The organism is uncultured Nostoc sp. (assembly GCF_964247315.1).
Lineage (GTDB): Bacteria > Cyanobacteriota > Cyanobacteriia > Cyanobacteriales > Nostocaceae > Nostoc.
In genome coordinates, this window is sequence record NZ_CAXTTT010000037.1 from 1 (window position 1) to 25,266 (window position 25,266).

The 25,266-nt window shown below is 43.4% G+C and carries 28 protein-coding genes and 2 pseudogenes; 19 read left to right on the forward strand and 11 right to left on the reverse strand.

Annotated features, from left to right (window positions below):
- Nucleotides 1–52 precede the first annotated feature (52 nt).
- Nucleotides 53–727 (reverse strand): Mo-dependent nitrogenase C-terminal domain-containing protein, encoded by a 675-nt coding sequence (locus ACFE93_RS13165; RefSeq protein WP_375473710.1) that lies wholly within the window; start codon nt 725–727, stop codon nt 53–55.
- A 389-nt stretch (nt 728–1,116) separates the two neighbouring features.
- On the opposite strand from ACFE93_RS13165, the gene ACFE93_RS13170 reads away from it, so the two are divergent.
- The 6 genes and pseudogenes from ACFE93_RS13170 (at nt 1,117) to ACFE93_RS13195 (ending at nt 6,177) form a co-directional block, all read left to right on the forward strand.
- Entirely contained in the window at nt 1,117–2,217 is a 1,101-nt protein-coding gene (locus ACFE93_RS13170) for a glutamate--cysteine ligase (protein ID WP_375473711.1), read from the forward strand.
- 661 nt (nt 2,218–2,878) lie between these two features.
- Nucleotides 2,879–3,235, forward strand: a complete 357-nt coding sequence (locus ACFE93_RS13175; protein WP_375473712.1) for a hypothetical protein — start codon at nt 2,879–2,881, stop codon at nt 3,233–3,235.
- Nucleotides 3,236–3,527: 292 nt separating this feature from the next.
- Entirely contained in the window at nt 3,528–4,067 is a 540-nt protein-coding gene (locus tag ACFE93_RS13180) for a Dps family protein (RefSeq protein ID WP_375473713.1), read from the forward strand.
- 469 nt (nt 4,068–4,536) lie between these two features.
- Nucleotides 4,537–5,305: pseudogene (locus ACFE93_RS13185) on the forward strand (ChaB family protein).
- Between the two features lie 364 nt (nt 5,306–5,669).
- Nucleotides 5,670–5,903: a hypothetical protein gene (locus ACFE93_RS13190; RefSeq protein WP_292783841.1), complete on the forward strand. Its 234-nt coding sequence runs from the start codon at nt 5,670–5,672 to the stop codon at nt 5,901–5,903.
- Nucleotides 5,896–6,177, forward strand: a complete 282-nt coding sequence (locus ACFE93_RS13195) for a hypothetical protein (protein WP_375473714.1) — start codon at nt 5,896–5,898, stop codon at nt 6,175–6,177. Before ACFE93_RS13190 ends, ACFE93_RS13195 begins: the two co-directional genes overlap by 8 nt.
- A 317-nt stretch (nt 6,178–6,494) precedes the next feature.
- Here the strand turns inward: ACFE93_RS13195 and ACFE93_RS13200 are convergent, their stop codons facing one another.
- The 6 genes from ACFE93_RS13200 to ACFE93_RS13225 form a co-directional block, all read right to left on the reverse strand.
- Nucleotides 6,495–7,709: a glycosyltransferase family 4 protein gene (locus tag ACFE93_RS13200; RefSeq protein WP_375473715.1), complete on the reverse strand. Its 1,215-nt coding sequence runs from the start codon at nt 7,707–7,709 to the stop codon at nt 6,495–6,497.
- 453 nt (nt 7,710–8,162) lie between these two features.
- Nucleotides 8,163–8,576 (reverse strand): heme-binding protein, encoded by a 414-nt coding sequence (locus tag ACFE93_RS13205; RefSeq protein WP_104907158.1) that lies wholly within the window; start codon nt 8,574–8,576, stop codon nt 8,163–8,165.
- 243 nt (nt 8,577–8,819) lie between these two features.
- The gene (locus ACFE93_RS13210; RefSeq protein ID WP_375473716.1) at nt 8,820–9,452 is read right to left on the reverse strand and encodes a response regulator transcription factor; all 633 of its coding nucleotides are present in this window, start codon (nt 9,450–9,452) and stop codon (nt 8,820–8,822) included.
- Nucleotides 9,449–10,285: a S1C family serine protease gene (locus tag ACFE93_RS13215; protein ID WP_375473717.1), complete on the reverse strand. Its 837-nt coding sequence runs from the start codon at nt 10,283–10,285 to the stop codon at nt 9,449–9,451. Before ACFE93_RS13215 ends, ACFE93_RS13210 begins: the two co-directional genes overlap by 4 nt.
- Nucleotides 10,286–10,531: 246 nt before the next feature.
- Nucleotides 10,532–11,443: a S1C family serine protease gene (locus tag ACFE93_RS13220; RefSeq protein WP_375473718.1), complete on the reverse strand. Its 912-nt coding sequence runs from the start codon at nt 11,441–11,443 to the stop codon at nt 10,532–10,534.
- Nucleotides 11,444–11,934: 491 nt separating this feature from the next.
- Nucleotides 11,935–13,176 (reverse strand): cytochrome P450, encoded by a 1,242-nt coding sequence (locus tag ACFE93_RS13225; protein WP_375473719.1) that lies wholly within the window; start codon nt 13,174–13,176, stop codon nt 11,935–11,937.
- A 600-nt stretch (nt 13,177–13,776) separates the two neighbouring features.
- Between ACFE93_RS13225 and ACFE93_RS13230 the strand changes: the two genes are divergently transcribed.
- From ACFE93_RS13230 to ACFE93_RS13265, 8 genes are all read left to right on the forward strand, one after another.
- A complete protein-coding gene (locus ACFE93_RS13230) occupies nt 13,777–14,631 on the forward strand; it encodes a uroporphyrinogen-III synthase (RefSeq protein ID WP_375473720.1) in 855 nt (284 codons plus the stop codon).
- Between the two features lie 103 nt (nt 14,632–14,734).
- Nucleotides 14,735–15,034, forward strand: a complete 300-nt coding sequence (locus ACFE93_RS13235) for a 2Fe-2S iron-sulfur cluster-binding protein (RefSeq protein ID WP_375473721.1) — start codon at nt 14,735–14,737, stop codon at nt 15,032–15,034.
- Nucleotides 15,035–15,415: 381 nt separating this feature from the next.
- Nucleotides 15,416–15,682, forward strand: coding sequence for a hypothetical protein (locus ACFE93_RS13240; protein WP_375473722.1), 267 nt, complete (start codon nt 15,416–15,418; stop codon nt 15,680–15,682).
- Entirely contained in the window at nt 15,657–15,713 is a 57-nt protein-coding gene (locus tag ACFE93_RS13245; protein WP_375473763.1) for a hypothetical protein, read from the forward strand. The genes ACFE93_RS13240 and ACFE93_RS13245 overlap by 26 nt, the downstream gene beginning before the upstream one ends.
- Before the next feature lie 7 nt (nt 15,714–15,720).
- Nucleotides 15,721–15,879, forward strand: coding sequence for a DUF559 domain-containing protein (locus tag ACFE93_RS13250; RefSeq protein WP_375473723.1), 159 nt, complete (start codon nt 15,721–15,723; stop codon nt 15,877–15,879).
- A 318-nt stretch (nt 15,880–16,197) separates the two neighbouring features.
- Nucleotides 16,198–16,887, forward strand: coding sequence for an SDR family NAD(P)-dependent oxidoreductase (locus tag ACFE93_RS13255; RefSeq protein WP_375473724.1), 690 nt, complete (start codon nt 16,198–16,200; stop codon nt 16,885–16,887).
- Nucleotides 16,888–16,921: 34 nt separating this feature from the next.
- Nucleotides 16,922–17,698 (forward strand): class I SAM-dependent methyltransferase, encoded by a 777-nt coding sequence (locus tag ACFE93_RS13260; protein WP_375473725.1) that lies wholly within the window; start codon nt 16,922–16,924, stop codon nt 17,696–17,698.
- A gap of 85 nt (nt 17,699–17,783) precedes the next feature.
- Nucleotides 17,784–18,482, forward strand: coding sequence for a glutathione binding-like protein (locus ACFE93_RS13265; protein ID WP_375473726.1), 699 nt, complete (start codon nt 17,784–17,786; stop codon nt 18,480–18,482).
- Nucleotides 18,483–18,845: 363 nt separating this feature from the next.
- Here ACFE93_RS13265 and ACFE93_RS13270 read toward each other — a convergent pair whose 3' ends face one another.
- On the reverse strand, nt 18,846–19,061 hold the full coding sequence (locus tag ACFE93_RS13270; protein ID WP_375473727.1) for a hypothetical protein: 216 nt from the start codon (nt 19,059–19,061) through the stop codon (nt 18,846–18,848).
- A 34-nt stretch (nt 19,062–19,095) separates the two neighbouring features.
- The gene (locus tag ACFE93_RS13275; protein ID WP_375473728.1) at nt 19,096–19,488 is read right to left on the reverse strand and encodes a hypothetical protein; all 393 of its coding nucleotides are present in this window, start codon (nt 19,486–19,488) and stop codon (nt 19,096–19,098) included.
- A 104-nt stretch (nt 19,489–19,592) separates the two neighbouring features.
- Between ACFE93_RS13275 and ACFE93_RS13280 the strand changes: the two are divergent.
- Both ACFE93_RS13280 and ACFE93_RS13285 read left to right on the forward strand, forming a co-directional pair.
- Nucleotides 19,593–19,781, forward strand: a pseudogene (locus tag ACFE93_RS13280) (IS5/IS1182 family transposase); the annotation flags it as partial.
- A gap of 313 nt (nt 19,782–20,094) precedes the next feature.
- Entirely contained in the window at nt 20,095–21,258 is a 1,164-nt protein-coding gene (locus tag ACFE93_RS13285) for an LLM class flavin-dependent oxidoreductase (RefSeq protein WP_375473729.1), read from the forward strand.
- A 289-nt stretch (nt 21,259–21,547) separates the two neighbouring features.
- Here the strand turns inward: ACFE93_RS13285 and ACFE93_RS13290 are convergent, their stop codons facing one another.
- The gene (locus tag ACFE93_RS13290) at nt 21,548–22,159 is read right to left on the reverse strand and encodes a CGNR zinc finger domain-containing protein (RefSeq protein WP_375473764.1); all 612 of its coding nucleotides are present in this window, start codon (nt 22,157–22,159) and stop codon (nt 21,548–21,550) included.
- 185 nt (nt 22,160–22,344) lie between these two features.
- On the opposite strand from ACFE93_RS13290, the gene ACFE93_RS13295 reads away from it, so the two are divergent.
- The 3 genes from ACFE93_RS13295 to ACFE93_RS13305 are packed head-to-tail and all read left to right on the forward strand — an operon-like array spanning nt 22,345 to nt 24,715.
- On the forward strand, nt 22,345–23,223 hold the full coding sequence (locus tag ACFE93_RS13295; protein WP_375473730.1) for an NAD(P)-dependent oxidoreductase: 879 nt from the start codon (nt 22,345–22,347) through the stop codon (nt 23,221–23,223).
- Between the two features lie 42 nt (nt 23,224–23,265).
- Nucleotides 23,266–24,369: an alpha/beta hydrolase gene (locus ACFE93_RS13300; RefSeq protein ID WP_375473731.1), complete on the forward strand. Its 1,104-nt coding sequence runs from the start codon at nt 23,266–23,268 to the stop codon at nt 24,367–24,369.
- Nucleotides 24,370–24,415: 46 nt separating this feature from the next.
- Nucleotides 24,416–24,715, forward strand: coding sequence for an EthD family reductase (locus ACFE93_RS13305; RefSeq protein WP_375473732.1), 300 nt, complete (start codon nt 24,416–24,418; stop codon nt 24,713–24,715).
- Between the two features lie 141 nt (nt 24,716–24,856).
- On the opposite strand, the gene ACFE93_RS13310 is transcribed toward ACFE93_RS13305, so the two are convergent.
- Nucleotides 24,857–25,243, reverse strand: coding sequence for a RidA family protein (locus tag ACFE93_RS13310; protein ID WP_375473733.1), 387 nt, complete (start codon nt 25,241–25,243; stop codon nt 24,857–24,859).
- Nucleotides 25,244–25,266 lie beyond the last annotated feature (23 nt).

Here is a 25,266-nt window from a genome sequence, read left to right on the forward strand (position 1 = left end):
CCCTTGTCCCCTGCTCCCCTGCTCCCCTGCTCCCTCACACCCTACTCCCTACTCAAATATATGGTGAAACATCTTCACCGCATTTATCTGCTAAATAGGAGAGGGCGCGGAAACGTAAGCCCACCAGTTGCTCATATAACGGGTTAATTTTACACATCGGTGGGATATGCACAATCTTGCGTCCAAATAGGGTGACATCCCGTTCAAAAGGACACTGGGCGGGAATCATTTTACACAAAAAGCGGGCTACTCTTGGGTCTTGGATATCTAGCCCATCGAGCCAGTCACCCAGGGGGTGTAGGGCATTGATTTGACGCTTTGTCAGCCCAGTGCTGGCGATAGTGGGGATAAGCTGTGGGTGTTCCAAAGTGTGGCGAAGGGCTTCCAACAACTTCTCTGGTTGTTCCAAGGCTTGACAAAACTGTTGCAGAATCTTATCTTCGCTGGCAGAATAAGTACCATCTGCGATCGCTACCATCACCGCTGTCCTTAAGAAATTTTCCGCGGCTAGTGTACCTTTACCCAAGGCTGCGGCTAATTCCTCTGGAGTAATTATCTCTAGTGAGTCGCATTTAATCTTAGGAGCTAATTCATTTTTGGTGATGCTGGCAATTAATTCCTGTTCTTGATCGTCAAAATTACCATCTGCCCAAGCAATGGTGAGCAGTCCACGCAACCAAGCAGCAATCTGTTCGTTGCTGTAGGGGGATTGAACGGTACTTGTCATAAACTCACGTCTCAAGCTTTCCTCAGTCACTACTAAGCTAGCCTACCCAGTGACTATGAAGATAGTGGAAACAGCACAGAAAAATAAATCAGAGAAGTTTTCAAATTGCAACAGTCGGTCTTAAGGTAAAATCCATTTGTACCGTTGTTGATAATTTTTCTATTTAAAGTGAATTTGATTGGAGTATCTCAAATATTTATAAGGTTCAAGACCGTAATTTGCGCTACAGAGGTATGGAATTTTTTAAGTATGTGAACCTGCCAGCTAAATATCGCCGACGTTTTTCTCTAATGAATTGTTTACTGATGCTACTTCGTTTTCTGTGGAATTGCGATCGCTTAGCATTAATGAAGGAAATTAGTTAACTCTAAAAAATTAAGGTATATATAATGTTTTTTTTTGGCATTGAACATGAAGTCGCTTTCTTGAACAATGAAGGAAAGTTTGCTGATTTTTCCCACACAAAATTTGCTGATTTCAATCAAATTATTGAAAGGCTACCTATATACCCCAGTGACTATCCTCAACTCCGCGTTGGCGATGCGGGTATTAAGATGAAGAGATGGTACATTGAGGGATTTGAAAGATTTGCGGATTCTGATAAAGTGATCGACTGTCATGTTAAAGGTATTGAAATTAGAACAACTATCCATTCTAATATTCAAGGCGCTATTAATGAATTATCAGAAAGTTTTGACTTGCTACGTGAGGTTGCCGCTGATTTTAGCTTATCACCAGTTTTGGTTAGTTTCAATCCCTACAATCCAGCTTTTGAGCCTCAACCCCCATTAAACAATTATGAAATCAAACAGCTAGAAGCTTATCCGGACGAACAAACTGCTAATATTCACATGGTATCTTATGGGCCAGATTTAAATATTTCAGTAGCAGATTTGTCAACTGAAGATGTGATTGATATTGGCAGAAAGTTAACTTATTACAGTCCCTATATCGTTCCTTTTAGTTATAGCTCTCCCTTTTATAATGGAGGTTTATGGGATGGACTATCGGTACGAACATTTATCAGAACTGGAAAAAGACCAGCTACTCTGGTTTTTGTTCAAAAAGAAGAACAACTGATTAATAGCATACCTGCCTTAACAAAAATTGCCCGCATTCCGGCTGAAGTGGGACGCATCGAATTTAAGGCTTGTGATAGTTGTGATGATTTTTTAATCTATGCGGCTTTGCTAATATTATTGAAGGGTTTGGTGTTAGATGAAACCTTACCGGGTAGAGCAACTGTACCCGATGCAGCGTTACACCAACTTTCTGCAAAAGAAGCGTTTGCAAACGAAGATATTTTTAAGAATGCGGCAAAAGTCTTGCAAGCAGCCGAAGTTGCTTTAGGAGATGACACAGATGTTCATTATTTAACGCCCTTAAAAGTAATGCTAGCAAAGCGAAAAACAAGATCCCATGAATTAATAGAAATGTTCCATCGCATAAGTTCAATAGAAAAAGTAATAAGGCAGACTTATCAAGTTTAAAGAAAAGATTTATTTTTCTCCTTTTATGAAAGGGGATTAAGGAGAATAGACCTCTTGCAAAAGTCCCTAACACCCCCGATGCCTTGGGGAGCGTTTGCTTTACTCAAATGCGGGGTGTGGTTCTTTATTTTTGATTTATGCAAGAGGTTTAATCTTTATATAAATTAATACTTTACAAATTTCCTCTGAAATGCATATTCTTTAAATTCCTTTGATTGGATAAAGTCGAGCTAACTGAACATAAATAGTGCAGCCATTAACCTGCCAAAACTAGATTAAGTCGATATACCTAGAGACTGATTTTATTGCAACTAAAGATGCAGTAAACTTCATTCTAGAGATTGATGCAGACCTTAGCTTTTTCAAAGTAAAAGTGTAAACAGGGAACCTAAAATAAAGGATTTCAATTATCAAATCTAATGATTTTGTGAAATCTAATGATTTTGCTAAAGAGTTAAGGTGGTATTTGCTTATTATCCCTTACTAATCCGATGCAGAAAGAAAAAAGAAGTTTTTTCATCAGGTTCGTTTTTCAAGAACTTTTAAATTGAAGCGGAGCTTGCCAGTTTATATTATTGCTTAAAATTGCTAACTAAAGGTAGATGCTTCGCTCTTTCAGTAAAAGTTCTGCGTTGTTAAAAGCTGTTATCGAGGATTTCAAATGAAGATGATTACTTCTGTTTTATCTATTTTCCGTCCAGTGCGTTTTCTAGTAGTGGCTTTTACTTGCGCCCTAGTATTATTCTCTAATGCTTTTCCTGCTTTTGCAATCGATAGCTACCAAAGTAATCCCACCGAAGGTACTACACAACTGCTTGACATTCAGCGTAAAACTGACGAAGCCGCCAAAGAACCACCAGAAGGATTGAAAGAGACTCAAAAGGAGACTAGCCAAGGACTCAATGAGGTTCAGGGAGCGGCTGATATTGATAAGCAAAAGAGTCCTGAAAATTCTCAGGGTGCAAAATCTGTGGAAGAAAATATAAAGAATGTGTTGGATAAAGTTACAGGTAAGTAACAGAGTTGATACCTTGGTAATTTATCATTAGTAATGGGTGATTGCGTAAAAGCAATTACCCATTACTACTTATTATCTTAATATCTCTATTTATTTTTTTAGCTAGTAAAAAGCAAGGATATATAGCTAATTGATAAATTATCTATCGATTGAAGAGTACTACCTATTAAGGCATAGGTATAACTATGTAATGTAATAATTAATCTCAACTCATAATATTTCCTTTGGTTGATGTGGATTATGTGGAAAATTTGGCAAATTAATAAATAAGTTTGCTTAGGGATGGAAAACAATGCGTGCGATAAACATTGGTTTGACGGACGAACAGCGTCAAGGTGTAATTAATCTGTTAAATCAAGATTTGGCAGATGCCTATTTACTGCTGGTGAAAACCAAAAAGTATCACTGGGATGTCGTGGGCCCTCAGTTCCGCTCTTTGCACCAGCTTTGGGAAGAACACTATCAAAAGCTGACTCTAAATATTGATGCTTTGGCAGAGCGGATTCGTGCTTTGGGCGGTTATCCAGTTGGCTCATTAGAGGGATTTCTCAAGATTGCTACCCTCAAGGAACATGCTGGTAGTGTGCCCACTGCAACAGGGATGGTAGCTAATTTAGTGGACGATCACGAGCAGGTTATTCGTAATTTGAGAGACCATGTGGATCAGTCTGGTGAAAAGTTCCACGATCAGGGAACTGCCGACTTTTTGACTGGACTACTCGAACAGCATGAAGAGATAGCTTGGATGCTGCGTTCATTTATTGAAGGCGAGGCAATAGATGCAGATGGTAGACAGCCAGCAGCAGGGGCTAAGACTCCCGTAGGTGTATAGCTCATACTCATAACATCTGAGTCAAGGATGCTGAGGGAGGATTAATTCTTCCCTCAATTGATGTGAAAGAATTAATCTGCCTGCATCCAATACAGTTCAGTTAAGCCCAAAACTCAACTTCTACGTAGGTTGGTTGAGAAACAAAACCCAACACTTCCGTCAATTTGTTGGGTTTTACTTCGTTCATCCAACCTGCAATTTTTTTAACTGAGCGCTATTGTGTCTGTATCTACTCATTTACCTCGCCAGTTTAGGATTTTGGATTTTGGAATTGAAAATTGGTTTTCATGCGCTAACGCCACTTAACGTAAGTCTTCTCAAGTCATGAGATCCAACCATACGGTTGGCTTTTTTATGCCAGGGAATTTATCTACCGCAGTGGTTCCCTCTGATAAGTGCAGTTAATCTAAAATCCAAAATTGATTGACCATCTTCATTGCAAAAAGAACGTAATATAAGGAGTTTTTAAGTGGCAGAAGTATATCAAGCAGAACGTACTATTTCTGCTGTATTCAAAGAGCAGAAGCAAATTGATGATGTAATTCGACGTTTATTAGATAGGGGTGTGCCTAGAGATCATATTTCGGTCATGGGCAGAAATTTCCAGTCAGAAACCAGAATCGCTGGCTTTATTAGTAAAAAAGATGTGATTGTGGGAGGTTTGAGAACAGGAGCAGTTTTTGGTTCCTTGTTTGGTTCGTTTCTCAGCTTGCTTACCGGTGTAGGCGTATTGTTTATTCCCTTTGTCGGCCCTAATTGTAGCAGCAGGGCCTATTGGTGCAGTGCTGTTGGGAGCTGCTAGCGGAGCGATCGCAGATAGTGCAGGTGCCGGTCTAGTATCGGTTCTAACTACTTTGGGAATGCCAGAAGATAAAGCGGCTATCTACCAAACTCGCTTACAAGCTGGCGAATTTTTCGTGATGGCAGAAGTTCCGAGCGATCGCACCGGCGAGTTGCAATTGCTGCTCGAAAGTGCTGGTGGCGAAGAAATTCACACAATTGAGAAAACTCTGGCTCGTTCTTGTTCTGGACAGTGCAACAGTCCAGCAGACTTGTCTCCTGAAGTTCGCGCTCATCTTTCTGATGAAGCCCAGAGTACATTCATTGAGCGCTATAATGCTGTATTCAAAGAAAAAAGTGACGAGCTTGCAGCTGAACAAGCTGCTTGGGAGACTATTCACCAGCAATATGATGAAGATGAAAATGGTATCTGGTCTAAAGCTAAGGTCAAAGCGTGAAGGTGGCAGAAGGGATGCAATCTGGTAGTGGCTTGTGTTAAACTACTCTGCAAAACTAAATGTCAGGGATTTATAACAAATCAGCTATCCAGTATTGTGGGGTGGGCTTTTCGGTCTATCCCACAAAAAGCAAGTATATTGGCAATAAGATTGGAATATTTATACATATTTATACGTATTTAAATAGGCATCGCACTTAGATAGAAATTGCCTAGCCTTGAGCCTAGTTTGCATAACTTTGGGTACATTACCGCAAATGCGCTGATACTTTAATTTCCCCTCTTCATAAATTCCGCAAAAACACCGTTACGCTATTTGTGATTGCGATCAAAACTTAGAGCATCCAGTTTATTAGGGCGGATTTATGACCAACCCTGTAAAGACGGTTATCCAAGTCAATTTGGAGATGGCTCTAGAAGTAGCTCAAGAATTGGAGCAAGCTCCATACACTCAACTCGGTGCTTATTGTTTGGAAATTTTACGGGAAATCGGATGTCCTGGTACTGAACTCCCTGTTAACTTACAAACTCGCGATCAGCAGCTAAACTTCATTACAGGCTTTGCATCTTATGCTTTTGGGGAGGTACAAAGTGTATAAGGCATTAATTGATGATATATTTTCTGATTCAGAAGAGGCAGAAGAAACTACTTTTCCTGCCACAAATGAAGATTTATTAATTTTAACAGAAAAATTTTTAGGGTTTGAAATTCCCTCAAAGGTTTTCTTGCAAGCTATCGCTATTGCTGATTACGACGGTGCAGCTGCTTTTCGCTACGTTGATAATTATTTGATTACTCTCGAAAATAAGAAGAAACGTAAGCAAAAAAAATTACTTGTGTTAGGTTGTTCGACTAGATTTGACAATAATTGACGTGCCTATTCACCAGCTAACTAAAAACCAATACGATTTAGATAAGATAATTTGCACAACCGATATAGAGATGTTGCAATGCAACGTCTCTACATATATTTGTCCCACAGAAACAAGAAAGTTTTATGTATGTGCTAATGACCAAATAATTCGTAATTCGTAATTTATGGTTTCAAGCCCCTAACTTCAGTTATGGAAAATATAGAAATGCTCTGCATCGGAAGTTCAAGCCCCTACATTTATGTATGGGGTATCAATTACGAATTACGAATTAGTAATTACGAATTGGAGCGAAGCGACTTGACTAATTAGTATTACTATCTCCTAAGACAAACTTGTTCATAGCTTTTACCAGCAATATCCCAAGTGAATTCTGTTTCTACTAGTTGTCTGCCGTTGTGAGACAATTCTGAACGCAGATGTGGACGATCGAATAGTTGACTAATAGCGGTGACGTACTCTGCCGATTTATTGGCTCGTAATGCCCGTAATGGATGACTAGCAGCATCTACAGCTAATCCTTCTAAACCGCGATCGCTCGCTACTACAGGTATACCAGCTGCCATTGCTTCTAAAGTTTTATTTTTAATCCCAAACCCCGTCCGCATTGGTACAACGCAGATGGTGGCTTGATGTAAATATTCTGCCATCGAAGGTACACGCCCAAGCACATTAATCCCTGGTTTTTTATCAAGTGCTAAAACTTCTGCTACCGGATGAGAACCGACAATATCGAAAGTTGTATCGGGATACAATTTTTGAATTTCTGGCAAAACTTCGTTGCTGAAAAAGCAGACAGCATCAATATTTGCTAAATTATCCATTGCGCCAATAAAAATTAGGCGATGTCCTCCTGGATCGATGGTACGGTTAGGGAAAGAAACTAAATCTACACCATTGGGAATAACTGTAATTTCACTATTGGGGTTAAATTCTTGTAGTTGAATTTTATCTTCTTCTGTTGTCGCAACAATTGCTGAAAATTTAGCACAGTAGTTTTGCTCATAACGCCGCAAAAGTGGCAAATTAATTTTATCTCTAAGTGAATTTTCCGAAATGCCTGTTGCTAATTGGTTTCGACAGGTAGCGTAAACAGAACTATGAACATTAACTATGGTTTTTAGCTGTTTGGGAAAATATGAACGCACATAAATTTCATTGACGCTATGTTCGCAGGTAATTACATCGCATTTTCCCGCTTCCACCCAGTTATCAACCCATGTTTGCATCTCAACTGAGTAGCGATTAAGTACGCTTGGCGGTGTCCCTTGCTGCAAAAATCTACCAAATCGCTGTATTTTCTGCAATATTCCGGTGGTTCGAGAATCTGGTGGGCGTTCAAAAATGGCTAGATGATCCACACAATCGCGTAATCCTGCTACTTCTGCGTCTGTAACATCGCCTTCACGTTGAGTCACGAGGGTAACATTATGGCGTTGACTTAGGTATTTAAGTAAATTAAATGTTCTGACTTGGGTTCCCCCGCGCGTTGGTGGGTAAGGAAAGGTGGAAGATAGCATTAAAATGTTCATACAAGTAATGAATCAAATGTGATATATACACCATGCCCTCATTGGAGGTTGTATGTCACGTCACTTCTCTACCAGACGCGCAAAGGACGCTTTGAGAACAATTGCAAGTTTTTATTTGGGAATGTAGGGCATCTAGTACAACACGGCGGAAATAAACATACCATTTCAAATGGCGCAAGAGCTTGGAATACAATTATGCATGACTTTTGACTTTTGACTTCCGCCTTGCGGTACTAGTGTAATGGTTAGGACTTACGCAAAAATCGCCCAAAAGCTTAATTTATCGAACCGCCTTCTCTACGAGAGGCTTCCGCCAACGCGTAGCGTCTCGTAGAGAAGACGCCAACGCGTAGCGTCTCGTTAGAGAAGAACGCCAACTCTTGGAGAGGCTCCGCCAACGCGCAGCGTCTCGCAGAGAAGAATTTGTAGAGCGTGCGTAAGTTACTAATGGTATTAGAAAGCTGCGACAGCTGCCTCAGCTACAGCTTGATCCTGTTCACCGCTACCACCACTTACTCCGATCGCACCAACTATCTGCTCATCGCGTTGAAGTGGTATACCGCCGGCAAAGATCATGATTCTTCCTCCATTTGAGGCGTGAATACCATAAAATTGTTTTCCTGGTTGAGCATCCTCAGCAAGGGATTTGGTAGAGAGATCAAACGCACGAGCAGTAAATGCTTTGTTAATTGAGATATCGATACTTCCGATCCACGCACCATCCATACGAATATGAGCAACAAGATTCCCGCCAGCATCAACAACCGCAAGATTCATTGGTTGTCCGATTGCACGAGCCTTCGCTTCTCCAGCCGCTAGTATTCGTCGTGCGTCATCCAAGGATACAGAATGTTTGTCAGAAGTCATGGTAATTCTTTCAATCGTAGAAATGTATGCGTTGAGGGCGTGTCATCAATAAAGGATATCACGAGCATAAATTCTCGGTGTACCCCTTTAAGACCGAGAAGACTTCAAGCGCTGGTTAGACACGATCTAAGTAGGGGCGCAAGGCCTTGCGCCCCTACAAATGTATAAATAATTTTGGATAATTGATTTTTTGTCAGTCCCTAAGCTCACGATCAATTGCATTCAACTGATAATCACTACAGATCAAAGCATAATCAAACCCAGTCGCACACCCACAGCAACAGCCTCGGTGCGACTGGAGACACTGAGCTTTTGAAAAATAGATGAGAGATGAAATTTGACTGTATGCTCAGAAATGTGTAATTGTTTAGCGATCGCTTTATTCCCCAACCCAGAACCAAGCATACCTAAAACCTCTATCTCCCGTGGTGTCAAGGTTTGTACGGGATTTGTCACTACTTTTTCCCGGATAGATAATAATTCTATAGCATCCGGGTGCAGCACCACCAAACCAAAAGCGATCGCCTCCACAGCAGCAACAATTTCTGACTCTGTGCTAGTACTGGGCAATATCCCCCGGATACCAGAACGTAATCCCGTTTCTAAGTCGATACTGTCGAGTTCTTCAACAATGACGATTATTCCTAATGGATATTGCTGTTCTTGAATAATCAGCAATTTTTCCCACACCGCTTGTTGAAGATTGTTACTCAAATCTACCAGCACCACATCTGGTTGTAATTGCCCAACTTCACTCGCCAATACATCCAAATCGGATGCACTCCCCACAACCGTCAGCCGAGGATTGGTAGTCACCACAGCTGATAACCCTGCCCGCACTACAGGGGAAGTAGCAACTACCATCACTCGGATCATGTCGCCTCCACAGCAGTTTTACCAGACTGTACGTCAACATAAATCACGAATTGCTTCCCACCGCGTAGGAGTTGTAGCGGTACAGATCCTTTACTGTCATGGAGATATTTAGTTAAATCATTCATGCTAGTAAATAATCGCCCGGAAACTCCAATTAAAACATCGCCGATTTGCACACCAGCAGTTTCCGCCGCACTGTTAGGTAGAATTGACAACACCAATAAACCCAAGCTACGCCTACCTAAAAGCACAGGTTGCAGTGTAACTCCCAGTTGCGGACGACTATTACCCTGTAAAAAACGCTCTACAGTATTGCTGGGAACTGCGACAGCCAAACCATTAACAATCATGGTGTTAATTCCCACGACAAGGCCTTGACAGTCGGCAAGCGGCCCCCCAGAATTTCCAGGATACAGCTGCAAATCAGCCATAACAGCCCGTGGATTATTTGCATGGATAATTCCAGTTGTCACAGCACCACTGTCAGCAAAGGGATTACCCACCGCCAAAACTAATTCACCCACTCGTAGCGCCTCAGAATTGCCAATGGTTGCAGCAGTTAAATTAGTGGCGACAATTTTCAGGGCTGCTAAATCCTGCTGTGGATCAAATTGTGTACGCACCGCATCAAATACCCTTCCGTCTGCCAATTCCACAGTTGCGCGGTTGCTGGTTGCGACATGGGCATTAGTGATAATTAGTCCGTCAGATTGCCAAATTACACCGGAACCGACTCCCAGAGAGCCGCTTTTGATTTTAACAGTGCGTAGGCGTAGTTTAGCAGCTACCTCTGTTAATTCAGCAGCGATGTTAGTTAATGTTATGTTTGCCATGTTATACAATTTTTAAGCATGTCAAAGTAGAATCAGTGAGCGTTGCGAGTTCAGAAGCTCAACATTCGAGCAAAAAGGTGCAACTTCCGAGTTCAAAGGCTCAACGTTCGAGTAAAAAGGTGCAACTTCCGAGTTCAGAGGCTCAACGTTCGAGTAAAAAGGTGCAACTTCCGAGTTCAAAGCTCGAATGAAGAGAAAATTTAGATAAATCTTGACAGAGTTAGTTAAACCCATCGCAAATGGAGATTATACCTCCTTAGTAGGTCGTTCGCCAACTGCGATCGCTAACTCAACTAACACTCCACCCCGGATAACTTGCACGTTGACAGCTTTACCAATGCGATCGCCACTATTGAGTAGCCCCAGTACATCACCTGTATCGCCCACAGTTACGCCATCGAACCTTACCAAAACATCGCCAAGCAGCACACCTGCATTGTCAGCAGGCCCGGAAGGCTCAACATTAACGACAATTACTCCAGTTGCAGAAGTTAAATTGAGAGCAGTTTTCAAGTTCTTTGGTAAACGTACTGGTTGCATTCCCACACCCAAGTAGCCCTTAGAAATGCGTCCTTTTGCTACTAATTGGTCAACCACGCGATCGACTGTAGCAGTAGGAATAGTCAGAGCAGTACCACGCCGCCCCGATGTATTCATGCCTACCACAAAACCAGCAGCATCTACCAGCGGCCCACCTGCAAAGCCAGAGTAAAGGGTAATGTCTGGGCGGATGAATTGGTCAATATTGCCACCACTCATACTTCGCCAAGCACCGCTAACCACGCTCACCGCACCCATCGCCGCCCTTAAGTCACCTTCGCTACCTCTTGCCAGTCCTAACACCAAATGACCGACTTTCAGCGTTTTGGCATCGCCAACTTTAGCCACAGGTATTTCGACATTTTCTAGTTTAAAAACAGCGATATCGGTGCTAGAGTCATGACCAATGAGTGTTACTGGTGCAGTGCTACCATTTGATAAGGTAATGGTGATATCGTCATAGCGCTGGAGGCACTCATCAGAGGTAACAATGATGCCATTACGCCAGTGAATGCCGCTTGGGGAAACACGAGTACCCCCATTTACCGCAACCACAGCATTCCCAGCTTGTTCTACGGTGTCAGCTAAACTGTTGGATAAAGCCAGTAATGAAGACATAAGATTTTTGTGCAAACGTTCTTAGATGTTCATATCGTGCCGTTTTCTCAACACAGATGACATCGGAAAAATGGGGAGAATTCACCCTAGAAAAATGGCTAGGATTGACATCAGCTTTTTGGCATTAGACCTCTTGCAAAAGTCCCTAACACTTTACTCCCAATCCCTTCCTGCAAGCGGGGAGGGGAGCGTTTGCTTTATTCAAATGTGGGATGGGGTTCTGTATTTTTGATTTATGCAAGAGGTCTAAAATTCCAATGTCATCAGCAATTGGTCTTCTAAGCAGAGCTTACCTGGCCGTCCTATTTTTTGTTTTGGTAGGCTGTGCAGTAAGCGAAGCCATGCCGTTAGGCTTATCGCACTACCTCTAACGTCTGATTAAAGCGTTGCATAAATGCGGGATGATTTGGCGGTTGAAACCATTGAAAATTCGTTCCAGATTGGGCGAAATCATCGTATAATTCTGCAACGCCTAAAGATTAAATAACCACTCATACTACCTTGTCGAATTCAATATAGAGGTACTTTAGTGCCCGCATGAGTATATTCGGTAAGTACTGATAACCGGATTGATCCAAGCGGATGTTCTTAAGCCGTAGCAACAATCGCTGATATGCAATCTGCATTTCCTTACGAGCAAGCATAGCACCTAAACAAAAATGAATCCCATGACCAAAAGATAGGTGATTGCTAGCATTATGGCGGCGCACATCGAAACGCTCACCCTCAATAAATTTTATCGGGTCGCGGTTAGCAGCATCGAAGCGGATCATGACCAAAGACCCAGCTTGGAGAGCAACGTCTCCTAGTTTTATATCTTCCGTCACAACTCGCCACATTCCCGCTGTTGGACTTTCCATCCGTAGAACTTCTTCAACAAAGTTCTCTAGCTGCGAAATATCTGTTTGTAGCAACTTTATTTGCTCTTTATTGTTTGCCAGCAACAACATCCCACCTGCGAGCGCACTGGTGACAGTTTCATTACCAGCCACTAATATCTGCTGAATTATACTCAGCAGTTCAGCAGTATCAAGCGATCGTCCAGCTACCTTTGCCTGTACCAAGTCAGTGATCAAATCATCTTGAGGCTGTTTTTGGCGCGAGTCTATGACATCCTTAAAATAATGCTGGAAAGCAACAACATCTTTAGCACACTCAATCTCCTGCTCTCTAGAGAGTGTGTGGCCTAGACGTGCAATAAAAGCATCAGACCATTGCTTGAACTTTGGTATATCTGCTTGCGGCACACCTAACTGTTGAGCAATAACTTTGAGCGGTAAAGCTACGGCAAACTCACTGACAAACTCACACTTGCTGCGATCGATGAAACTGTCAATCAGTTCATCAACAATCTGCTCAATCAAGTCAGACATTTTGTTGATACGCTCAGGGGTGAATGCTTTATTCACCAGCGCTCGAAATCGCTCGTGTTCTGGCGGATCTGCTGTGAGCAGGGTGTTCATCTGAGGCCAGCCTTGAGCGGAAATTTTCTGCAACTCTTCATCCTGTTCTTCTTTTCCAGCCAGTAAAGTAGAGAAATTGCTAGAGAATACTCTTGTATCCTTAAGAATTTCTCTCACCAAGTCATAGCTGGTAACGAGAAAGAGTTTTGCTCCTGTTCTGGAACTAGGTAGCTCCATAATTGGTGCTTGCTCCTGTGCCAGCTTGTAAAATTCATAAGGACACACAAGCACTTCCGGGTCAAAGAAGTTGTAGTCCGACAGATGCTTCATGCTTTTAATGGTGGTCAGTGATGGTTTATTTTGAGTAATTGTGCAGTCAACATCATCTTAACAAGTTACTTATCGTTAGCTCAAAAATGAGGTAACGGTAAATAACTTTATCTTGCACAGAAAGACTAGGCGTTAGATACCAATTTCAGATTGAGACATAAAAAAATTAGTCAATTAATAATCTTCAGCCACAAAAAGCGTTAGCATTCGCGCAGGGAATTTTGAACTAGACAAGTTTGCTCAACTGGGGTCAGATGCGCCCGATTGAGTGCAGTGGATGGGGTAAAGTAAGTTATTAGAGTTGTGTGATGTGCTACGCCCCGCCTTAAGAGCGATTGCTGGCTGTGAAGGAGGCGCTGTCAGAATGACATTATGAGAATGCTACGGAGTTGTTTATCAATCTGACTTTTCCCGTTATTCTCCTTAATCGAGCAATGTCTACGACGGGCTACGCCTATGCTTACTATACGCCTAGCCTAAAGCTCTATTCTCTAGTGATTAATTGTCATTAAAATTAACTTGTCGAGAATAAATATAGTGTAAAACCCTTGCTATTTCGTTGTTTCACGACTTAATCGTAAAAGTCAGTTCGATAAACAAATGCACACCGAATCAAGAGAAATCAATCTGCTGACTCCATCTAGAAACTTACCTCTATATGGCAAGAGAATTTTAGTAACAGCACCGAGAAATTATGCTTATAGGTTATCCGAACAAATCATCAAAAAAGGTGGTTTACCTGTTTTCATGCCTACTATCGAAACCTGCTATTTATCAAACTACACCCTCTTAGATGCCGCTTTAACCCATATCAGCGAATTTGATTGGATTCTTTTCACAAGTAGAAACGGAATCGCCGCATTTTTTCACCGCATAAATGATTTGAATATTCCTATATCTGTAGTGCAAAAATGTCACTTATGTGCCTTAGGAAAAGATGCAGAAAGCTTATTGTCTTTTTGTAGCAAAGTGGATTTAATTCCAACAGAATCTAGCCCAGCCGGAATTGTGGCTGAATTAGCGAAACTTCCGCAAATTCACGAGAAAAAAGTGCTGATACCTGCTCCAGAAGTTGTAGGTTTGCCTGAACCTAATGTTGTACCCAATTTGATTACGGATTTGCAACAATTGGGCATAGAAGTAACTCGCGTACCCACATATATTACGCAGGGTTTAGACAAAAGTATCTACGGTATTGAATTAAACCTGATGCGTCAAGCAATTATTGATGTAATTGCCTTTAGTAGCACAGCGGAAGTAGAAAGCTTTTTGACAATGGTTAACTCGCAAAGCGATTATGAACATTGTGTTATTGCATGTTTTGGCCCTTACACCACTGCTAATGCCCAAAAGTTGGGTGTGACTGTCTCTATCGTGTCTAGAGATTACAGTTCATTTGAGGGATTTGCTGAAGCGATCGCAGCATTTTTTACTCTTACTTCCGGTTCAAACTAAGCGTCTCAAGATATAAAATAATCAACCACATTTAACTCTAGACTCGCAGCACATAAACCCGTAGGATCAACAATGTAGTTCACATTTAGCTAGGGATTGTTACATGGCAACTTATAAAGTCACATTAAAGACTCCAGATGAAGAAAAAACAATTGAAGTTTCCGATGAAGATTACATTCTAGAGATTGCTAACGAAGAAAATGAGATGGATTTGCCCTACTCGTGTAACGCTGGTTCTTGCTCAACCTGCACTGGTAAGCTGATTTCAGGTACAGTTGACCAATCAGATCAGAACTTCTTAGACGACGATCAAATAGACGCAGGATATGTTCTCACCTGCGTTGCCAAGCCGACTTCTGACTGTGTAATCCAAACCCATCAAGAAGATGAGCTTAACGGTTAAGAGCGGGTGAGGGTTGAGGGTATTGGTATTAACTTAAGCCCAAACCCTTTTCAAATCTCGTTTTTCTAGCTGAAAATGCTGCTCTTAGGCTGCTGCCAGCAAGGAAGGCGGCAGTAGCCCCGATTGTATACGTTACCCTAAACAAGGTGTGAAAATTAAGCTGCGATCGCAAGTGGGTGTAAATGTGCAGCAACGTTTTGATAATTTGCATTCTCTGAAGGATTAGCCAAAACTTACAACTGCTTCCACAACCTCGCCACCGAAATTCAATAATTGCGCGCATGATAAAGGCAAAAAAAGGCGAAGAGTTCTAAGTCTGGGGTAAAAAAGGAAAAAATAATCATAGTGAAGCACAAATGAGTTCGTTTTAGGTGCAAAATTATGGAATATAAGCCCTCACCCCAACCCTCTCCCCAAGGGAGAGGGAGTAAAGAAAAAGAAGAAGAGAATAAATATCAACAAGATAGCAATAAAGATAAATCTTGTTTTTCTCTCCTAGAGGGAGAGGGGCTAGGGGTGAGGGCGGAAATTGCTAAATTAGCTAGTAGTAACCGACAAATTCCCAAAGATATTATTAGAACGTGCCCGCAAGTTAAGAACACAACAAACACCAGCAGAGCAAATATTATGGGAATGTTTAAGAAATAGACGTTTATTAAATACAAAACGTCGTAGATAACATAATATTGGTAGATATAATAACTGATTTTTATTGTTGTCACGAAAAATTACTAATTATTGAGTTTGATGGTAGTATTCATGCAAATCATCAACCTCAAGATTTTATCAGACAAAACTGGTTACAATCTAATCATGTTACTGTAATTCGCTTTAGTAATGAGTAAATATTTAATAATATAGAGTTAGTTTTACATACAATTGCTCAAGGGAAGAGGCTAGCACCAAGGTAAAAGGCAGGAGAGAAGAAGGTTTTAGTCTCATTTATCTTTCTTAACATGATTATGTTTTTTCCCACCGATTTACTTAGTAGAATTTTAATATGAAACAAATAGCCTTTAGTTGGTGCGAAAAATTAGATCAATTTATACAGTGATTTCTGATACAAGTTCTAATTTTTTTTGATATTTGTAAATAATAATTTAGTATAAGAATTATTGAATAACTAATCTTAATCGTTTATCCTAACAAGTAGAATTGAATTTATGGCAACAACAGCTTTAATTGTCGGTGCAGGTAGTGGACTAAGCGCTTCTTTAGCTCGCCTATTTGCCAAAGAAGGATTTACCGTAGCTTTAGCGGCTCGCCAAATTGAAAAACTCACTCAATTGAGCAGTGAAATTGGGGCGGTTAGTTTCGCTGCTGATGTCTCAAAGCCAGATGAAGTAGAACAGTTATTTATTGATGTTGATAATAAACTCGGTTCCTTGAATATTGTCGTTTACAATCCCAGTTTCCGGGTGCGGGGGCCTCTTGTCGATCTAGACCCTAGTGAAGTGGCAAAAACCCTAGATATCACTGCTTATGGTGGCTTTCTTGTGGCTCAAGCTGCTACCAAAAGGTTTTTGCAACTTGGTAGCGGTGCTATATTTTTTACTGGAGCCTCAGCCAGTATTAAGGGTTATCCTTTGTCTGCTCCCTTTGCAATGGGTAAATTTGCACTACGCGGTTTGGCTCAGAGTATTGCTAGAGAATTAGCACCAAAGAATATCCATGTGGCGCATTTCGTGATTGATGGTGGAATCCGCTCTACAGGCAACCAAGATCCAGCAGATAAACCAGATAGTACTCTTGACCCGGATGCGATCGCTCAAACTTATCTCAGCATTCTCCGCCAACCACGCAGTGCTTGGACTTATGAAGTAGAACTACGTCCGTGGGTAGAGAACTTCTAGGCTAGACAATTGTTAGAAAGATAGTTTTGCAGGTATGAAAATTGACTTTAGTGCAACTGCTACTGATTATGCAAAACACCGCGCTGGCTTTCCCAGTTCATTATTTAACAAACTGTCTGAATATGGCATAGGTTTACCAGGGCAAAATATTGTTGATCTCGGTACAGGAACAGGAACACTAGCGCGCGGCTTTGCCGATAGAGGTGCTTATGTAATTGCCATAGATCGATCAGCCTCACTTTTAGAACAAGCGAGACTGTTGAGCGAATCTGCCCAACTGAAAGTAGATTATCGAGTCGCAACTGCCGAGAATACAGAGTTACCAGACGCTAGTGCGGATATAGTGACAGCTGGACAGTGTTGGCATTGGTTTGACCGTCCGCGTGCCGTCCAAGAAATTACTCGGATATTGAGGAGAAATGGCTTGATCGCGATCGCACATTTTGATTGGATACCCTTAAAAGGTAATCTAGTTGAAGCAACAGAACAACTAATCGAGGCTCATAATCCCGCGTGGAATTTAGGCGGCGGTAATGGATTATATCCCCAGTGGTTAGAAGATATTGGTGAAGGGGGATTCCGAGAAATTCGCACATTTTCTTATGATATATTTGTGTCTTATACACACGAAGACTGGCGAGGACGAGTTCGGGCGAGTGCTGGTGTGGGAGGCAGCTTGATACCAGAAAAAGTAGAAGTATTTGACCAGAAATTGGCAGCATTACTCGAAACAAAATATCCTACACCAATTCTTCAGGTTCATCATAGAGTTTGGGCTGCGATCGCAAAATCACCACAATCTAATTCGTAATTCGTAATTCGTAATTCGTAATTAAGAAATGTTTGTAACATACTATTAAGCTACAAAAAAATTGCACAATTTTAGGAAAAGAACCATGATTGAACTTTACTATTGGGCAACTCCAAACGGTCATAAAATCACAATTTTCTTGGAAGAAGTCGGCTTACCATACACCATAATTCCTGTGAATATTGGGGCTGGGGATCAATTTAAGTCGGAATTTCTGAAGATTTCTCCTAACAATCGTATGCCTGCGATCGTTGACCACGAGCCAGCAGATGGAGGTGCGCCAATTTCGGTATTTGAGTCTGGTGCAATCTTACTATATTTGGCAGAAAAAACCGGGAAATTAATCCCACAAGATTTACGTAATCGCACTCAAGTTTTACAATGGTTGTTTTGGCAAATGGCAGGACTGGGGCCAATGGCGGGACAAAATCATCACTTTAGCGTCTATGCTCCCGAAAAGATTGAATATGCCATTAACCGCTATGTGAATGAAACGGGACGCTTATATGCAATACTGAATAAGCAACTAGCAGATAGAGAATTTGTAGCTGGCGATTATTCCATTGCTGATATTGCTGCTTATCCCTGGATAGTGCCCCATGAACTCCAAAGTCAAAACCTAGAGGATTTTCCTCACCTTAAGCGCTGGTTTGAGACAATTAAAGCGCGTCCAGCAACAATTCGCGCCTACGAAAAAGCAGAAGCATTCAAAACTGAAGCGCTCGATCCAGATAAGTTACGAAATTTGTTATTTAACCAGTCGGCGAAGACTATTCAGCCTTGAGCCTAATGAAATTGTCTTGTCACTGTGGCGATCGCTAAGTTAGCTCTAACCCCAGATCATCGGTTGTAACTTCAATCTTGCGCTGGCAAAAGTCAATCTCGCTTTCCATCTCCAACCGCAATTCTTTTTCAGGTGGTAATTGAACCCCAGACTCCGAGATGTATTCGACCTGCTCATCTTCGGTGCTAACTAATACTGCATATTGCCATGAGCCATCGCGCTCAGGATTAAATAAATTTTCTTTTTAGACAATACTGAACGCCTACAATCACTCCCTGCTTGGTTCTCTGCCCTAACGAATATTTGGGTGATGTCCAATGATTGGGAATAGTGACAACTTTTGAAGTTTCCATGCGATTGCTCCTATTGTTGTTTTGACTGTGTTTGTACTACTTGCTGCTGCCTTTTCTCTACCAAAACCTGACCAATACATCCCCCAGTACCCAGTCCAAACATGACTGTAGCAATTATATACATTGTATTTCTGCCCAATATTTGTACTCCTAAATACCCGATAGATATAGCCGCTAATGTGCCAGTGAGACTTACAGCAATTACTTGTGCTTGATTCCGTTTCATAATTAGAATGCCTTTCCCTGATAGAAGTTATGATTTAAATGATTTTGGTGCTACGCGAGAGCGCTACCCCTGAACAACTTGAACAAATGCTGCAACAGCACAAGTTATACATCAAAACCGCAGTCGATATCGAACGTCGGGTACTGATTGGCGGCGGTGATTTACACTGTTTGACTAGCAGTGAACGCAAGTACTGCTGACAAGCTGCTTCTCCCCTATAGATCAAAATACGAAGTGCCTGTACTTCCTGGATCGGAGAAATACAAATTTCGGCGATCGCACTAATCAAATTTTGTTGCGAACGCACATAGTCTTGATGATGCTGCTCTAATTCCTGAATCCTGGAATTTAACTGTTGTATCTGCCGCAATGCTTGAGTTAAGGACGATTCTTTGTCTTGAAAGCGATTATCCAGAGTGAATGTCATATTATTGCTCCTATGTACAAAATAGACCTCTTGCAAAAGTCCCAGATGCGTGGGACAAATAAGTTAGAGTTGGGTAGCATTAATGACCTACTTTAAGTTATGAAGATAAAAAGAGTAATCAAGAATTAGCCAAAATTAGAGTTTTAGGTGAGCATGTAAATCGCAGGTTAAAGGTATTTAAAGTTTTGTCTCTTGCTTATAGAAATCGCCGAAAAAGATTTAGTTTGCGGTTTAATCTGATTGCTGCTCTCTACAATTACGAGCTTTTTCTCCCCAAAATCAAATCTTCCTGAGTGACTTTTGCAAGAGGTCTAATGTTTAGGGGATTGATTGCGATATGTCAGTGAGTGGTGGGAGCGATCGCATTCGTAGCTGTCTAATGAATTGTTGTTTCTGTCCCTTGGCAAGAAAGCTCCCGGAGCAGAGAAGAAAAAGGATTTTCGGTACAAGCGCCGTATATTGTGGGTGGTACAACTTTTCCCCTCAGCACGTTCTCCAACAAAAGTTTACAACGTGTCCCCTTCAGGCACATACCTTGGTGGATACCCAAGAAGGCTATGAAATACGATAAGTTGGACTTACGATTGAGATGAAAATCACAAATTAATGCTCACCGAACCTCTAAAATCTGTTGCGATCCGAACACGATTACGAAACGCTGAAATTGCCTGGTTTGACGACCTTTGTGGGGGCGATACACAATATTTAGGTGTACTAGACGAAAAACGCCGGAGCAACTATGAGCACTGCCGAAACATCATGCTGACCGCCGAGCGAATGGGCTTTGGTAATATACTGCTGCCGACCTCATACCTCGTTGGGCAGGAAGTGATTCCGTTTGCCTCTGCTATGGGCCCGCAAACCGAGAGCATCAATATGCTGACGGCTTTGCGGACAGGCGAAATTTTCCCGACCATGCTGGCGCGTCATATCACTACCCTGGATCATATTCTCAAAGGTCGATTGACTATCAATATTATTAATTCTAATCTGCCTGGTGTAATAGAAAGTCCCGAACTGCGTTACAAACGATGCTGCGAAACTATTGAAATCCTCAAACAAGCCTGGACTAAGGAAAGTATTGATTTTGAAGGTGAAATCTATCAGGTCAAACTTAATACCACAGACCCAGTGAAGCCTTATCAGCAAAATGGCGGACCACTGCTATATTTTGGTGGCATTTCAGAGGGTTCAAAAGAAGTGTGTGCCAAATATTGCGATGTGTACCTGATGTGGCCGGAACCAGAAGAAAGCATTTACGCAACCATGCAAGACATGAGTTTTAGAGCAGCCAAATATGGTCGTCAGATTGACTTTGGTTTGCGTGTTCATGTTATTGTGCGCTCAACTCAAGAAGAAGCCCGTGCCTGGGCACAGAGTATGATGTCAAAATTTGATCCAGCTGGCTTCAACCTTAAAGAACGTACACAAGACCACAAATCTTTGGGTGTTTTACGCCAAGATGAGATCCGGGCAAAATCCACATCGGATTACTTAGAGCCTCTATTGTGGGGTGGTATTGGTCGGGCGCGATCTGGCTGTGGGGCAGCATTGGTTGGTACACCAGAGCAAATTCTCTGGAAGATAAATCGTTATATGGATATGGGAATCAGGGCGTTCATCTTGTCAGGTTATCCTCTGATTGAAGAGTGCGAACTGTTTGGAAATCATGTTTTGCCACAGCTGTCAACGGTCAAATTATCAATGATTCAGGGACGTACACCTGCATCCGAGCCTGTGACTCCCTTGACCACGGCAGTACTGCGGTAGGGTAGATATGGCAGATATGACGAGATTATCCCCACGGAGTTCGAGGAGATAACATTCGGTTTAATGTCTGCCAAAACTTGGCAAAGGGAGAATGATTTTCGCCATCCAATCCACCCAATCGGGCGCATCTGTCACCAGTTGACCGAACTTCTAGCTAGCATTATTATTGCATGGACTGAACATGCTTAAGATTATGAAGTGGAATTACAGATAAATATTATGCTTAGTTAATTACCGAATTGCATTACCAGTTCATCATGATGGCAACTTGTAAAATGGATTAGCGAGCCTATTCAAGTACGGGAGCGTTCCGTTGGCGCTGGCGGAAGGCGGTCTTCTTTGCACGATTGCCGCAACCGTTACCAGTCATTGCACACCATCTGCGCTGACCGGAATGTGAAGTGTCTAGGAAGAGCATCGCGCACTCAGGGTTAGCGCAGGCTTTAATCCGCTCTACCAAAGAACTTGAGAACAAGTTGATCGCGTCGCGCGCGATCAAGGCGAGGGCGGTATCTACAGAACAAACCGCAGTCCATGAGACACTTCGCCCGTCCGGGTTGAGCTGGAGCACCGCTGGCGATCGGGCAGCCCAAGCGTTGATTGTCTCGATGTCTACTGGGTTGGGAACGTGATGGCAGCGGAGCGATTGCACAGTCTGGTACATGGCTTCCCGAAGCGTCTTTGCAGACTTTAGCGCCTTCGGACTAACATCCGAAGCGTCCGACATTAATCCGGCATCGACGCACCATCGGGCGAAATCGGTGGGTATCAATAGTCGCTCGATATCACGGTGTCCGCGTTCGCCGATGGTGGCGATGAGGTTCAGTGACAAGCGACCAGGAGTGAACCGGAACGCTAAATCAGCGGGTGTTAGGTGATTGGTAGGGACAGATTGACACATAAAACCAGTATAACCAGTTCCAGGATCAAGTCGATGTGCTATATTTGGAACCAGTAAAAACACTTTTTTCAGGTTCCAAATTTTGTCATAACATATTAAGTGAAGATGACAGTTGGTTCACGACAACAAACTCGGCACTCGGATTCGCGAGTTTTTGATAAAAAGCACTTCTGGAGGGTATTGTGATGAATATCGGTTTTATTGGAATCGGAAGCATGGGCACTGCAATGGTGCCAAATTTGATCAAGGCAGGTCATAGCGTGAAAGTGTGGAACCGCAACTTGGACGCGGCTAAATCGCTCGAAGGTGTCACGGTGCTGCCATCGTCAGCCGCCGCGTTTGAGAACGATGCTGTCATTACCATGCTGTCGGATGATGCAGCAGTGCGTAGTGTGATCCTTGACTCAAAGGCACTCGATTCTGCACGTAAAGACTGTGTCCACATCATGATGGCAACGATTTCACCCGCGCTCTCTGGAGAATTACACGATCTGCACCGCAGCGCGGGGATTGCTTACGTTGCCGCCCCGGTTCTCGGTATTCCTGCCGTAGCTGCAAAGGGTGAGTTGAATATTATCGCAGCGGGTAACGCTGAAGCGATTGCAACGGTTCAGCCCCTTTTCGACGCTCTGGGTCAGAAGACATGGCACCTCGGCGATGATCCCAAGCACGCCAACGTGACGAAGATCGCGGCCAACATGATGATTACGCTTGCCATTGAGTCGATGGGCGAAGCTACAGCGCTGACCGAAAGCTACGGTTTGAAGGCGAGCGATTTTCTCGAGGTTGTCACGAACACAATTTTCGCGAGTCCGAGCTATAAGCGCTATGGCGATAATATTGCCAGCAACAACTACGAACCAGGGTTTAAGCTGACCTTGGGACTCAAAGACGTGAATCTAGCGCTTGATGCAGCCAAAGCAAAGCATACTGTGTTGCCTGCTGCGGAAATTGTGCGAGAGAACCTAAACAAAGCGGTCGATCAGGGACTAGGTTCCAAGGACTGGTCAGCTCTGGCTAAGATCACACGTCGGCGGGCAGGACTAGAAGAGGGCGTAGCCTAGCAAGACTGTAGCCGAATCAAGAACAGTGGCTAATATCCCGACATGAAGGAACAGGAGAAAACTATGGTGGAGTTCAGTCATTTACGCACGAAGCCTGCAGACCATTACTTTACCGAACCCCCGAAAGACAGCATTCCCTTTTGGGCGGACACCCCAGCGAGAACGTCGCGTCGCGGGCACTTCTGGGTATCCGGCGATCGCGTCACCCGCAATGGGCAGACGTTTCAGCGCGGACCGATGTTCGTGTCCTGGGAGGCACCGGAATGCGTGACACAGCCCTATCCTGTGGTGCTAGTACATGGCGGCACGTTGCAAGGCACCGAATGGCTCAACACGCCTGATGGTCGTCCCGGTTGGGCGCAGCGATTCGTTGAGGCTGGGTATGCGGTACTTGCTGTTGACCGTCCCGGGCACGGTCGTTCGCCCTACCACCCTGACATCGTTGGTTCGATGGGACCGCCGTTCTCCTACGAGCGAGGTAGAGAGGTTTACTTTCCGCCCACGACGGCTAACGGCATCCAGACGCAGTGGATCTTCGACCCGAACGACGATGCCGCGTTCGACGCTTTCATTGCACCGTACGGACCGATGCCAGCCGACCTCGCCGCGTCACAGGAAATGGATGCAGCGAGGCTCGCCCGCCTGCTAGACCGGATCGGACCTGCGATCGTCGTTACCCATTCGGCATCGGGACCCGATGGCTGGCTCGCCGCCGATCGGCGTCCTGAACTCGTTGCCGCGATTGTTACTATCGAGCCGATGGGTCCGCCGTTCGCCGAAACCCCTGGCATCGGGACTCTCGACTGGGGACTGACTGCCGCTCCCGTCACCTTTGATCCTCCACGTGCTGACATCGCTGATGTCCATGCTGCCGATCCAGCATCGCTGCGGATTCCGGCGTTGGCTGGGTTGCCGATCGCGGTGGTCACTGGTGAGACTTCGATTTTCGCCACATTCGGTCCCGCCATCGTGGACTTCCTTGCTAAGGCGGGTGCGGCTGTCGAACATCTGCACCTACCTGACCACGGCATACTCGGCAACGGGCACGGTCTAATCTACGAGAAAAATTCCGATCAGTCTCTTCAACTGGTCCTGGGCTGGCTGGCGGCACACACCAGCGACGACCCAGGAAAAAATGATAGCTAGCTGTTGTATCAAGTCGCTCACCCTCTACTTCAGAAAGGAGACCAGAATGACAATGCTGTTTGTGACCTATCCGGGAGATGCCAGTACGCACTTTGATCGCGACTACTACCTTAGCACTCACCTGCCGCTGGTGCTGGAGGCTTGGGGTTCCTATGGACTCGAAACCGCCGCCGCCTTCTTTCCGGCTGGCGATGGCGCAGACACGATCGCGGTCTGTGTGTGCGGATTCCGAGACGAGGCAGCGATTCCCGCCGCGCTCGCTTCGCCGCAGACCGAGCGGGTGATGGCTGATGTCAAGAACTTTACCGATGCTGTGCCGACACAAAGCCGCGCCGTGCCACTCTAAATCGGCGAGCTTTGCCCCTAGTTCAGTAACGCTATACAACTGGAGTTTAGACTAGTTCCCGGTGCGGAACCTAAAAGCCTTACAGTAATTGAGAAAGCGAAAAATATACTCAATGATTTGTCACAAAATTGCTCCTCAAACCTAGCCCCTAGTTTTTTTTGCTGTCACCTCTATCTCAATCTGCATTCTAGGATCTGAGAGTCCAGCAACAATCATTGTTGCTGCTGGTCTGACATCTCCTAAATATTTACGAATTACTGGCCAGCAAAATTCAAAGTCTTCTCGAATGGGTAAAATGTAACGAACTCGCACTATATCGTGCATTACCAGTTCTGCCTCTATCAGTGCGGCATTAATGTTTTTAAAACATTGCTCTGTTTGTTTTACAACATCATCAGATATGGTCATCGAACTGTAATCAAAACCCGTGGTACCAGAAACAAAAACCCAGTCTCCATCAACAACTGCTCTAGAATAAGCAATTTCTTGCTCGAAGATAGAACCAGAAGATATGAATTTACGACTCATTAACTGTGGAATCTCCTTCCAAA